This window comes from Accumulibacter sp. (assembly GCF_016789985.1).
Classification (GTDB): domain Bacteria; phylum Pseudomonadota; class Gammaproteobacteria; order Burkholderiales; family Rhodocyclaceae; genus Accumulibacter.
Genome location: NZ_JAEUOL010000149.1, coordinates 15,507 through 27,285, shown reverse-complemented (window position 1 = coordinate 27,285; position 11,779 = coordinate 15,507). Strand labels below are relative to the sequence as shown.

9 protein-coding genes and 2 pseudogenes are annotated in these 11,779 nt (G+C 59.8%); 10 read left to right on the top strand and 1 reads right to left on the bottom strand.

Going from position 1 to position 11,779, the window contains the following annotated elements:
- Positions 1 to 167: 167 nt before the first annotated feature.
- Positions 168 to 982 (top strand): annotated as a pseudogene (locus tag JNK99_RS08605) (IS3 family transposase); the annotation flags it as partial.
- A 129-nt stretch (positions 983 to 1,111) separates the two neighbouring features.
- Here JNK99_RS08605 and JNK99_RS08600 read toward each other — a convergent pair.
- Positions 1,112 to 1,228 (bottom strand): annotated as a pseudogene (locus JNK99_RS08600) (IS3 family transposase); the annotation flags it as partial.
- 181 nt (positions 1,229 to 1,409) lie between these two features.
- Here JNK99_RS08600 and JNK99_RS08595 point away from each other — a divergent pair.
- The 9 genes from JNK99_RS08595 to JNK99_RS08555 all read left to right on the top strand — a co-directional run bounded on the left by JNK99_RS08595 (position 1,410) and on the right by JNK99_RS08555 (position 11,748).
- Entirely contained in the window at positions 1,410 to 2,747 is a 1,338-nt protein-coding gene (locus JNK99_RS08595) for a patatin-like phospholipase family protein (RefSeq protein ID WP_291851429.1), read from the top strand.
- 21 nt (positions 2,748 to 2,768) lie between these two features.
- Positions 2,769 to 4,331, top strand: a complete 1,563-nt coding sequence (locus tag JNK99_RS08590; protein WP_291851426.1) for a radical SAM protein — start codon at positions 2,769 to 2,771, stop codon at positions 4,329 to 4,331.
- Positions 4,332 to 4,579: 248 nt separating this feature from the next.
- Positions 4,580 to 7,300 carry an EAL domain-containing protein gene (locus JNK99_RS08585; RefSeq protein WP_291851423.1) on the top strand — a complete coding sequence of 907 codons (2,721 nt, stop codon included), beginning with the start codon at positions 4,580 to 4,582 and terminating at the stop codon, positions 7,298 to 7,300.
- A 286-nt stretch (positions 7,301 to 7,586) separates the two neighbouring features.
- Positions 7,587 to 7,781: a hypothetical protein gene (locus JNK99_RS08580; RefSeq protein WP_291851419.1), complete on the top strand. Its 195-nt coding sequence runs from the start codon at positions 7,587 to 7,589 to the stop codon at positions 7,779 to 7,781.
- A complete protein-coding gene (locus JNK99_RS08575; RefSeq protein ID WP_366518741.1) occupies positions 7,775 to 8,245 on the top strand; it encodes a transposase in 471 nt (156 codons plus the stop codon). The genes JNK99_RS08580 and JNK99_RS08575 overlap by 7 nt, the downstream gene beginning before the upstream one ends.
- 413 nt (positions 8,246 to 8,658) lie before the next feature.
- Positions 8,659 to 8,940 (top strand): hypothetical protein, encoded by a 282-nt coding sequence (locus JNK99_RS08570; protein WP_291851413.1) that lies wholly within the window; start codon positions 8,659 to 8,661, stop codon positions 8,938 to 8,940.
- Between the two features lie 136 nt (positions 8,941 to 9,076).
- Positions 9,077 to 9,520 (top strand): universal stress protein, encoded by a 444-nt coding sequence (locus JNK99_RS08565; protein WP_291851411.1) that lies wholly within the window; start codon positions 9,077 to 9,079, stop codon positions 9,518 to 9,520.
- Between the two features lie 363 nt (positions 9,521 to 9,883).
- Positions 9,884 to 10,336, top strand: a complete 453-nt coding sequence (locus JNK99_RS08560; protein WP_291851408.1) for a hypothetical protein — start codon at positions 9,884 to 9,886, stop codon at positions 10,334 to 10,336.
- Complete coding sequence (locus JNK99_RS08555; RefSeq protein WP_291851405.1) at positions 10,333 to 11,748, top strand: DASS family sodium-coupled anion symporter; 1,416 nt, start codon at positions 10,333 to 10,335, stop codon at positions 11,746 to 11,748. Before JNK99_RS08560 ends, JNK99_RS08555 begins: the two co-directional genes overlap by 4 nt.
- Positions 11,749 to 11,779 lie beyond the last annotated feature (31 nt).

Sequence of the window (11,779 nt, the reverse complement as noted above, 5' to 3'; positions counted from 1 at the left end):
CTCGTCCGCTAACTTATCTGTCTTTCCCATCGTCTCTCAATGTGTTGCCTCGTAATAATGAGAGATTACATTAAAGGTGATGGGTGGTAAGGCCGGGAACGTCCGGCTCAGGAAAGAGAAAGGAATCCTAAAAAAGCGGCGGTGTACCTTGCGCAGGATGCGCCACGAAGTACGCCTGGATCGACGCACAGCGCAAGAACTATGAACCGGCCGATCGGTGCCGGGCGCTGGCAGTGAGCGTCAGCAGCTACCGCGCCGGGAAAGACGGCGGCACGACCGAACGCAAACGACCTGTGGATGGGCAGATGCTGGCGCTCATCCGCATCCTCCACGCCGAGTCCGATAGTGCCTACGGCCGCCCGCGAACCACACAGGAGTTGCGAGATCGCGGCGTTAAGGCCAGCAAGGCGCGCGTCGAGTGGCTGATGGGGAAAACGGCATTTGTGCGCGACACAAGCGGCGCGACAAGACGATGGCGGATTCGAAGCACAGCCTGCCGGTGGCGCCGAACCTGCTGCGTCGGAACTTCACGCCGGCAGCGCCGAATCAGGTCTGGGCAGCCGATCCCACCTCCCTCTGGACCGACGAGGACCGGCCCTACCTAGCTGTGGTGCGCGATCCTTTCAACCGGAAAATCGTCGGCTGGTCGATCCAGTCGCACATGACGGCAGACATGGTCATCGACGCGCTGACCATGGCCTGCTTCCGCCCAGGCCGGCGCCGGGGTTGATCCACCCTTCCAACTGGGACAGCCAGTCTGCGAGTTACGCTTTGCAAGCGCGGCTGAAAGAATACGTGATGATCTGCTTGATGAGTCGCAAGGGAAACGGCTGGGACAATGCACCGACGGAGGGCTTCTTCAACAGACTGAAGAAAGAGCGGGTGCAGGCATCCGTTACGGCACGCCGGCCGAGGCACAGGCCAACCTCTTCGGCGACATCGCGCCGTTCTACAACCAGCGCCGGCGCATTCCACGCTCGGCCACGCCTCGCCCACGAAATCCCTGGAAACTGGATCAGCGCCCAGCGTGAACGGAAATCGGCGGCATAATGCCGACAGGTTGGAAGACGAAAAATCGAGGGAAGCTCACTTCCCGTCGGCAATCCGGTGGGGGAGGAATGTCGAACTGCTGGGCCGGCTCTGCCAACGTCTTGTCACCCTTCAGCGCTACGCTCGCCACTTGCGCCTTGAACGTCGGCGAGTGATTCCGCCTCTTCCTTCTCGTCATGCTCCTGCTCCATTTCAGGGCCGCTATGCGGCCGTTTGTTGGGCAAGGCTACCACTCATACCGCTGTCCGAATTTCCGAGGTCGGCTCTCAAAAACCCGGACAGGCCCGTCCCTGGGACGACTATAGATCGACATCCGTGCAATTTTCGGCATAATATTAATTGCCTGAGATGGCGAGAAGATGAAAATTCAGTATTTCTTGGAAGTGTTGCCGATGGAAGCACGGTCCGGCAGGAAGCCCTTCCGTATATTATCGCTCGACGGCGGCGGTACGTTCGCGTTGATTCAAGCGAAGGTGCTTGATGATCTTTTTCCCGGCGAGGATGGGCATCAGGTCCTTAGCCATTTTGACCTGGTATCGGCCTGCTCGGGCGGGGCGATCGTCGCCGCGGCATTGATCGAGGGCTATTCGCCGCGCGAAATCTTCGAGCTGTTCGACAACTGTGTCAACCGCAACGCACTTTTTGGGCGCTTGCCTTGGTACCGGAGCCTCTTGCAGTTGCTCACCTGCGCCGTTTCGCCATCGAGCCCGGTTGGCCAGCGTTTTTCCACTGAGGGCAAGCTTGAGTTCCTGCACCGCATATTGCCCCGGATGGGTACCATATCGTTGCAGAGCCTGCACGGGATTCTCAACGACAGCATCGCTTCCGTGCGGTCGCAGCGAGGCGAAGCCGATAAGCCTATGTCATTTCTGTTTGTCACTTACGACTTCGATCGCGATCGGGCTCGCATGATGCGCAGCAATGTTACCAGCCCTGCCGCCAGCTTTCCGCACCGGCAGCAGCGCGCGACGCTCGCGGAAGCGGCGCATGCGTCAAGCACCGCACCGATCAACTGGTTCGACAAGCCCGCCGAATTCGACGGTTGCCGATTTTGGGACGGCGCAATGACGGGCTACAATAATCCGGTGCTGGCGGGTGTTGTCGAAGCCATCGCCCTGGGCGTACCGCGTTGCGATATCGGCGTGCTGTCGCTTGGAACCAGCACGGTTTTTTTGCCGGAATCCGGAACCGAAGGGATCCCCGATGCACTGTGCCGGCCGCGCTCCAGAACGGGTTTCCTCCCGGAACTCGTCAAGGTCGGCAAGACGATCATTGCCGATCCTCCGGATGCACACACTTTCATTGCCCACCTCATGCTTGACGGTGGCCTGCCGCTTGACGTGTCCTGTTGCCCCCATACCGAAACGGCGATTGTGCGCATGAACCCGATGATTCAGCCAGTCATCGATCGACACACAGGAGCGTGGAGTGTTCCAGCTGGCTGGAGCGTCGAAGAGTTTCGCCGCATCGCCGAAATGGATATCTCTGCGAGCCGGCAGGACGACGTGGACCTGATCAAGCGCCTATGCGACGGGTGGTTGCAGGATGCCTGGCACAATCAGCCTATCCGTAGTTGCGGTACCTGGGTCCCACCATCGTCTCACTTGTTCGTGGCGAACACGGATAGCCTCTGCGAAATCGGCCATCGCTGGTATAGCGATGCCAAGTCCGCTTGGACCGCGCTGTCGGCTCGATGACGAAGGCGGACCGAGCCCGACATGCCGAATCCGCGAATCCTGATTCTCAACTGTTATTCCGACAATCATCGCGGTGCGCGGGGGAATCCCTGGATCGTGCCGCAATCAATTGCGCCGGCTGTGCTGGCCGGAATGCTGGAGCCTGCCCGGGTCGATGTGCGACTTGCCTGCGAGTTTCGCAACGGCCCTTTCGATGATTTTTCTGTGTTGCAATGGGCAGACCTGCTGGTACTGACCGGTCTTAACCCGACATTCGACCGTATGAAGCAGGTCACGGCGTACGCCAGGACAGTCAATCCGGGCATCGTCGTCGCCATGGGTGGTTCGCTGGCGCGGATGCTACCGAATCTCAGCCGCCGCTATTTCGATTACGTTTGTAGCGGCGACGTCGAGCAGATCGTATCGGTGGTAGATGCCGTCTTCGGCCCGGGGCACGCCGCCGACAGACCCGTTCCGCGCTACGATCTGATGCCCGGGACGCGCATCATCGGCTACGCGGAAGCTTCCCGCAACTGCAACTTTCGCTGCAGTTTTTGCTCCATGACGGCCGAAGACCGTGAGTTTATGGCCTACGACCTGGACTATGTGCGCAGGCAGATCGATGCAATGGGCTACCGTCAGTGCGTAATGCTGCTCGACCAGAATTTTTTTGGTGGACCACGTGCCTACTTCAAGGCGCGCATGGCGCTCCTCAAGGAGATGTTCAAGCAACGGAAGTTCGGCGGCTGGGCGGCACTGGTAACTGCCGACTTCTTCAGGGATGCCGACAACGTCCGGCTGGCGCGCGAATCCGGCTGCATCGGTTTTTTCAGTGGCGTCGAGTCGCTCAGCCGCACGCAGATCACCGCCTTCAACAAAAAACAGAATCTGGTATTGCCGCAGGAGGAAATCATCCGGTCCTGTCTGGAGGCTGGTCTAGTGTTCCACTACGGCCTGATCTTCGATCTGGTTGACCGCACGATTGAAGAGTGTCTGGCTGAAACCGAACTCATTGTCGCCAATCCGCGCATCACCTTACCGAGCTTCCTCAGCTTTGCCATCCCGATGCTGGGAACACCACTGTTTCGCAACCGGCTGCGCGAGGGCCTGTTTCTACCGAACGTGAGATTGCGCGACATGGACGGACGCTCGATCATGTGTCACCCCATCGACCATATCGGGGATGCCATCGCCTTTGCTGCACGCATGGACAAGGGTCTGCTTTCCAAACGAAAACTGGTCGCTCATGCCTGGCAGTTCTTCCGTCACTATCGCGGCAAGTTATCCAACTGGGGGCTGTTGAGCGGTATGGGAAATGCGTGGACAATGAGCTACCCACGTTTCGGCAGCAACGGTCGCGACGGCATCAGGCCGGGTCGCGACGGCTGCCGCAGCTACCTGGCCGGCTCCGAACAGACGGGATCGCTGTACCGTCCCCGCATCAGGATTCCCGAACGTTACCGCGTACATTTCGAGCCGCTATGCGTCACTGATCGAAACGGCGAGTTGCACGACGACCTGATCGATGACGCAGCCAGTCTGCTGCATCTGACGACGCGCGAAGTGGAGACGATTCCTGCATATAATGCGATCGCGATGCCCTGACAGGCGCCAATGCTTGGCGTCACCGAAGATTGGAAGCGTGGATGCAGACGAACTACGGGATGACGCGTGTGTTAACCAAGCGGCTCTGTAAGGCCCTGGTGCTTTTGGTGCTGATAGCCCTTGCACTTCCGGGCGCCTCACCAAAGGCCAACACCTTTTCGGCAGGGTTGAACCCTCTGTGGGATGCTCCGCGAGGTCCCGGTCGGTCGGACGATGCAAGCCGCTGGCTGAGCCGGCTTCGCGATTTGGTGGAGCTGCCACGCGCAGGTTGTGAGAAGCTGTTGCTGCCGGAGTTGTCATCGACCCGGCCAGCCCGCGCTTTCCAGATCAAGGTCGAGCGCGAGCGGTTCAGTGCGGCATCGCCAATCGTGTACCTGCAGGAACCGATTGCCGAGTTTTTCATCGTTGTCGCCACCGACGTGAATGGTTGTCCCTGGCTGTCCATTTCTGGGCGAGGCGTACCGTTTGCCCAGCGTGATTTCATCAGCCCCTTCCCCTATGCCCGCCTTCCTGCATTACCCGAAGGTGCGACAATCACCGCGATCGTTCAGGACTACAAGGCGATCCGTCCATGGATTCTGTTCGCCGACGAAACCACTTTTGTGCGCGACAACACCTTGCTGTGGGCCGGCCTGGGGGCTTACAGCGGCATCCTGCTGGTGATGATTATCGTGGCCCTTGGCTTCAATGCTTACGCCGGCAGCCGCGTAGCCTTGGCCTATGCCTTCTACGGCGTCGCGCTGCAGGTCTGGCTGGTGCAGAATTTTGGTATCGGCTCAGCATTGGTGCCTTTCTGGCCTGGCCCACAATACTTTCCGATTCTCCAGGCGATCTCGGTGGCCGGCGTGGTGCTAAGCGTCGGCATTGCGGTGCTGGAGTTTTTACAGCTTCGTGGAAGGGTCCGGGTGGCGATTGGCGGCTCCGTCCTGCTCAGCGCGCTCTGTTTCCTCGGTTCAGCCTGGCATGCCACTGGCTACCGTGCCGGTGCAGCCGTGCTGTTCGTGCTTGCAGTCGCCACCATCGTGCTGCTTGTCAGGGAGGTGTTCAGTGGCGATGCCTCTATCCGGCTGTTCACGCTGGGGCTCGGCGCGACAATGGTCGGCGGGGGGATACAGGCTTTTTCAGTCATCGGCAGCGGTGTCGAAGTCAGCCGTCTCGCGGTATTTGCATTTCCGATCGGCAGCCTGTTTCAGGCGGCTTTCTGGCTCGCCGCAGTAATTATCCGGCTGCGGGGCGAGCACCGAGAATTGCACGAACTCGAAGGACAACAGGCTGCAATCATGTGGGCGATGCCTGATTTGATCTTGGTTGTCGACCGGCAAGGGATCTGCCTCGACTACAAGCAGACCTACGCTACGCGGTTCTTCGTCGTCGGGAGCGATCTGGTCGGCAAAAACCTGTCAGCGGTTCTGCCAGTCGAGACGGCAACCGCCATTCGGCAGGGTATCGAGCAGGCGCTTCAACGAGGTGATCTGCAGTCGGTGTTCGTCGATCTGCCGGTAGAGGGCAGCATGCATTATTACGAGGCGCGCATTGCGCCAAACGGACCTAACAAGGTGGTAATTGTAGTACGCGACATTTCACTCCAGAAGCGCAATGAAGAGAAGATCCGTCGCTTGGCCTACGTCGACACGTTGACCGGTCTGCCAAACCGTCAGAGCTTTCTCGAACGCCTTGACCACGAATTACTGCGGGCACGCCGGACGAACCACCGGATGGCCCTGCTGTTTCTCGATCTGGATGGCTTCAAGCGTATCAACGATACCCTTGGCCACAGTGCGGGTGACTGCCTGCTACAAACGATCGCTGATCGACTGCAGGAAAAACTGCGCGCTGGTTCTTTCATTGCCCGGCCGGCCCTGGACGAATCGGGTTTGCACTTCGCACGCCTTGGTGGTGACGAGTTTACCGTCGTTCTACCCGATGTTGACACCGTCGAGGCCGTCTGCGTGGTTGCGCAGCGATTACAGGCCTTGCTCGCAAACCCTGTACTGATCGGCGAACAGGAGGTCGCGGTGACTTCGAGCATCGGTATCGCGCTTTTCCCTGACGACGGCGACGATGCAGCGACACTGCTCAAGCATGCGGATACCGCGATGTATTATGCCAAGGAGCAAGGGCGTAACAACTGGCAGTTATATGAACGGACGCAGACTACCCGAACAACGGCGCGCCTGGCGCTTGAGGGCGACCTCCGCAAGGGGCTCGAGCGAGGCGAGTTTCGTTTGTTCTATCAGCCGCAGGTGCGTGCCAATGATGGTACGGTCGTCGGTATCGAGGCACTGATCCGTTGGCAGCACCCGCAACACGCGCTGGTATTGCCGGCACGCTTCATCCCGGTTGCGGAGGAAAGCGGCCTGATCGTTCCGATCGGCGAGTGGGTGCTCAAGGCCGCCTGCAAGCAAGTGAGGGAATGGCAGCAGAGTGGCGTGGCGGTACCGCGGGTGGCGGTCAACGTCTCGGCACGCCAGCTTAGCGCACCGGATTTCCTGGATAGCGTTGCGGCACTCATCGATGCAACGGGCGTCGGCGCCGACCTGCTTGAACTGGAGCTGACCGAAAGCATCCTGATGGACCCGGACGCCAAACGCATCAAGGGGCTGTATCGCCTGCGCGCACTGGGGGTACATTTCTCGATCGACGATTTCGGTACCGGCTACTCATCGCTGTCCTACATCAAGCGTTTCCCGATCGGTACGCTGAAGATCGATCAGAGTTTCGTCCGCGGCCTACCGCAGGGTGCCGACGATGCGGGTATCACTACCGCGATTATCGCCATGGCCAGCAGTCTTGATCTCGATGTCATTGCAGAGGGTGTCGAAACCAGAGAACAGCTCGACTTCCTGCAGCGTGCGAAATGCCCAAAGCTGCAAGGCAATCTGTTCAGCCACCCGCTGCCGCCAGACGAGATGGAAGCGCTCCTGCGTCGCGGCCAGATCGGCTTGCCCCGGAAAGTCGCTGCAGAATGAGGCAGCCCCGAGCGGAAATATCCGGCGAGCAACAAAAGTGCTGTTTCGCCGTAAGTGCGGATCCCGTCCGGTAACTTTCGTTCCGGACGGTAGCGACTGGGGCAGACGTGGGGCTTATAGTGGTCCCCGGAATTCAGACAGTGGTTTAATCCTACCTTGTCAGATTGATTTCGCATCGTGCGGGCGTGTCATGTTCTAAAATGACTTCTGCTACAATCCTTCAATTTATTCATGGAGTTGTAAGTGACAATGTCAACCTCGATACACGGATAGGATATCAGCGCTCGTGGCCTCGGCGCTGGAACACTTCGATTCCCACTTTACGCCGTACCTTCGCTGCATCCAGAGCCGCACACGTTCGATGGAGAAAGCGGCACGCCAGTATCTGCACGGCCTGTTGCAGAGTTCGCAGCGCAACATGGAGTGCATGGCGGAAACGGTCGCTGATAGCTGCTATCAGCCGCTACATCACATGTGTTGAGCGAATCCAACTGGGAACGACGGGGCGTGCGCCGGCAACGGCTACGTGACGCGAACGCCCATTTTGGCTACCCCAGCGCACCGCTCCTTGACGAGAGCGGCTTGGCCAAGAAGGGCCGCATGTCTGCTGGCGTGGCCCGCCAGTGGAACGGGCGACCGGGAAAGACGGATAACTGCCAGGTCAAGGTATTTGCCGCCATCGCTCGGGGCAATGTGGCTTCGGTGATGGATGCCGAACGGTATCTGCCGGAAGCCTGGACCCAGGATGCCGAGCGCTGTGAGGTGGCAGGCATTCCTGAGGATTTGCGGGAATTCCGAACCAAGGGCAAGATGGTGCCGGACATGGTACAACGCTTACGCCGGGAGGGCTTGCACTTCTCCTTCGTCGCGTTCAATGGCGGTTACGGGCATTTGCCCTGGCTGCTTCGGGAACTGGACGGCGAGGGAGGAGACCTTTCTGGCTGAAGTGCATTCAGATCAGGCGATTGATCTCGATGACCCGGCTCCTGCCGTGCCGGCACGCCGCTCCTCGAAGGGTCAAGCGCCGCGTCGGCTACAGACGAAAGCGGTGCCCGTGACGGTGGCTGAGTGGACGGCCACTCAACCGGCATCCCATTGGCGCCGCTTGTCGGTCCGGGCGGGCGAGAAGGGTGAGGTGATGGCCGAGTATCTGACCAAGCGGGTGTGGGTTTGGGATGGCGAGCGTCCTCTGCCCAACATGGGCGTCTCTTGGTGCGCCGGGAAATGGACAGCACGAAGCTCAAGTACTGTCTATCCCATGCCAAACCGCAGGCTTCCCTGCGTCGTCTGGCGGAAATGCAGGGCACGCGCCACTTTGTCGAGCAGTCCTTCAAGGAGAGGCCAAGAGCACTTGTGGCATGGCGGAGTATCAGGTGCGCCGTTGGCAGGCGTGGCACCATCACATGCTGCTGGTGATGATCGCCACGATGTTCCTGGCCAAAGAGCGCCTGGCCCTTGACGAGACCCCCGAACTGCTCTCTTGCCGCGACTTGGTCGAAATCATGCCTTACAAGCTCCCCAACAAGATCGTCACCGACGAGGACCTTGCAACATCCATCATCGACAGGCACAAACGACCGCACCAGGCCATGGAGTCAGCCTATCGACGACAGGCAGCTATGCTCGAAGCATTTGATTGAAATGGAATCTGACAAAGTAGAAGTAGTTAGAAGTAGTCGCCCGACACAGTTGGCTTGCCCTAGCCTCGTATTTGGAACATGATCGGTGCTGTCGTTGAAGCGCATTTTCGACGAACCTAACGATGGAGGATGCATCATGTACAAGCACATTCTGGTTCCCACCGATGGTTCCGAGCTGTCGACGCAAGCCGCCTGTGCGGCGGTCGATCTCGCAAAGAGTTCTGGCGCGCGCATTACCGCCTTCTTCGCCAAACCCGGGTATCCTCAGGAGTACTACAACGACGGCGCGCCCTCGGGCCCGAACAGACCCGAGGAGTTCGCCAAACTGACCGAAAAGAAGGCGCGGCGTGCTCTCGATTCCGTCGTCGAGCTATGCAAGAAAGCTGGTGTCAAGGGGAACAAGATTTCAGTGACAAGTGACACTCCTGCCGAAGCGATCCTCGACGCCGCGAGCAAAGCCGGCTGCGACCTGATCTTCATGGCTTCGCGTGGCCGTCACGGCCTGAGCGCGCTGTTCCTCGGCAGCGAGACCTACAAGGTGCTCACCTACGCGAAAATCCCTGTACTCGTTCATCATTGATCTTCGCGCTCAACAGCGACACACCAACGAAGCCTGCCGACGACCGGCTGTAAAGAGAACTGGAGCACATCAAGGCATCTGATTGTCAACAATCAGATTGCGAAAGTAACCACCCAGGTGCTAGCCTGTTGTTTGTTCGCACGGGTGCCGGCCCGCGGGCGCTTGGTACCGGACGATTGTACGTTTGCTGCTTCTCTTTCCACGGGAGGTACGACTATGCGTTTACCACGCCACTCATCCAAACGGCATTACTCGCGAAGCGTCGCCATGCTCAGCGTGTTCCTGGCCACAGCCTGCGGCCAACAGGGAAGCCCGCCAGCGAACCCGCCAGCGACTCCACCGGTGACTGCAGCAACGAACGACATGCGAAACTTCACCGGCGACTGGACTGTCACCGGGAACCGATATGTCCTGGACCTATTGCCGGGGCAACAGGCAGGCATTTTCAGACTCAGCGGTTCGATGCTCCTGAGCGGCAAGCAGCGACTGAATCGCGGATTCCAGGCCGAGGCCATCGGTTTCACCGACACGACCACCGGCATGCAGGGACGCAGCGTGTGGATCGATGAGCACGGCGACAAGGTCTTCAGCGAGATAAGCGGCGAAGGGGTTGGCCCCGGCCAGATGATCGAAGGCAAGTTCACCGGCGGTACCGGTCGCTACACCGGGATCAGCGGTGAGTACAGCTTCAAGTGGCAGCGCCTCGGCGCTATCGAAGGTGACGAACTCGCCGGGCGGGTCGTCGGTCTGAACGGTTGGGCACGCCTCGGCTCGCCCAATGCGGTTGCTCCCACCACTGCAGGAGGTCCAAAATGAGTACAGCCGCTTTCGGAACGGGAAGAATCGTAAAGTTGGTGGGCCTCCTGGTCCTGTTCTTTGGCCTCTGGTTCACGCCTGTTCCGGAGGGACTGACGCTTGAAGCCTGGCATCTGTTCGCAGTCTTCGCGTCGGCGATCGTCTCGGTGGTTCTCAATGTCTTTCCGCTGTTCACATCATCGCTGCTCGCCTGTGCGGTCGTGGTGCTCACCAACACGCTGACTCCGGCCAAGGCCTACGGCGCCTTTGCCAACGCCATCGTGCTTCTGGTGGTGACCGCTTTCCTGGTCTCGCAGTCGGTGGTCAAGAGCGGACTCGGCAAGCGGATCAGTCTGTACGTGGTTTCGTTGTTCGGCAAGTCGACCCTCGGCCTGGCGTACAGCATTTTCATCACCGATACCCTGATTGCCCCCGGCTTCCCGAGCAACACTGCGCGCGGTGGCGTGCTCTTCCCCGTCATCCTTGCGCTGGCGCAGAACAGCGGCTCGACACCCGACGACGAGGAGAAGAGGCGCTTCGGCGGCTACCTGATGTTCTGCGGCATGGCCAGCCTGGCCATCACGTCGGCGCTGTGGTTCACCGCCACCTCGGGAAACCCGGTCGGCGCCGGGCTGGCCGCCGAAAAAGGCTTGAAGATTGACTTCGGCTCGTGGCTGCTCGCCTCATGTGTACCGTGTCTGCTGGTGATCGGCCTGCTGCCGCTGATTCTCTATCGCCTTTTTCCGCCCGGGATTACCGCCACGCCGGATGCCCCGGACCGCGCCCGCCAGGAATTGCGCAGGATGGGGCCGATGTCGCGTCACGAGTGGATTACGGCGGTGACGTTCATCATCATGATCACCGGCTGGGTGCTTGCTGCACCCTACAAGCTCAACCTGACGGCAATTGCCCTCGCCGGCCTTGCCACGCTGATGATCACCGGCGTGTTGACGCTGAATGACCTGCACGAGCAAGGCGGCACGCTGGTGACTTTCATCTGGCTGGCGGTGCTTTTTGGCATGAGCGGGCAGCTCAACGAAATGGGCTTCATGGGCTACGTCGGGGCGCGGCTGGCCGTCGGCCTCGAAGGGCTCGCCTGGCCGGTCGCCTACGTCGCCTTGCTGGTGATCTACGTGCTGCTCCACTTCGGTTTCGTCAGTCAGAATGCCCAGGTTCTGGCGCTGCTCGGCGTGTTTCTCGACGTCGGGGTGAAGTCAGGGGTTCCCGTCCACCTGATGGCTTTTGCGCTGCTGTTCGCCAGCAGCTACTTTTCGGTCATCACGCCACAGGGCGGCAGCCAGAACATCATCTTCGTCGCCAGCGGCTATCTGAAGCAAGGAGAATTGTACCGCCTGGGACTGTTGACGACGCTTTTCTGCACCGTGTTGTTTCTGGTCGTCGGCACCCCCTGGATACTCTGGGTCGCCGGGTAGTCGGAACAGACCGGGGATGCTTCGCCCGCGC

Excerpts from the sequence above, each read along its gene's own strand:
- JNK99_RS08595 (WP_291851429.1), top strand. The coding sequence starts at position 1,410 with ATGAAAATTCAGTATTTCTTGGAAGTGTTGCCGATGGAAGCACGGTCC.
- JNK99_RS08590 (WP_291851426.1), top strand. The coding sequence starts at position 2,769 with ATGCCGAATCCGCGAATCCTGATTCTCAACTGTTATTCCGACAATCAT.
- JNK99_RS08570 (WP_291851413.1), top strand. The coding sequence starts at position 8,659 with ATGGCGGAGTATCAGGTGCGCCGTTGGCAGGCGTGGCACCATCACATG.
- JNK99_RS08565 (WP_291851411.1), top strand. The coding sequence starts at position 9,077 with ATGTACAAGCACATTCTGGTTCCCACCGATGGTTCCGAGCTGTCGACG.
- JNK99_RS08560 (WP_291851408.1), top strand. The coding sequence starts at position 9,884 with ATGCGAAACTTCACCGGCGACTGGACTGTCACCGGGAACCGATATGTC.
- JNK99_RS08555 (WP_291851405.1), top strand. The coding sequence starts at position 10,333 with ATGAGTACAGCCGCTTTCGGAACGGGAAGAATCGTAAAGTTGGTGGGC.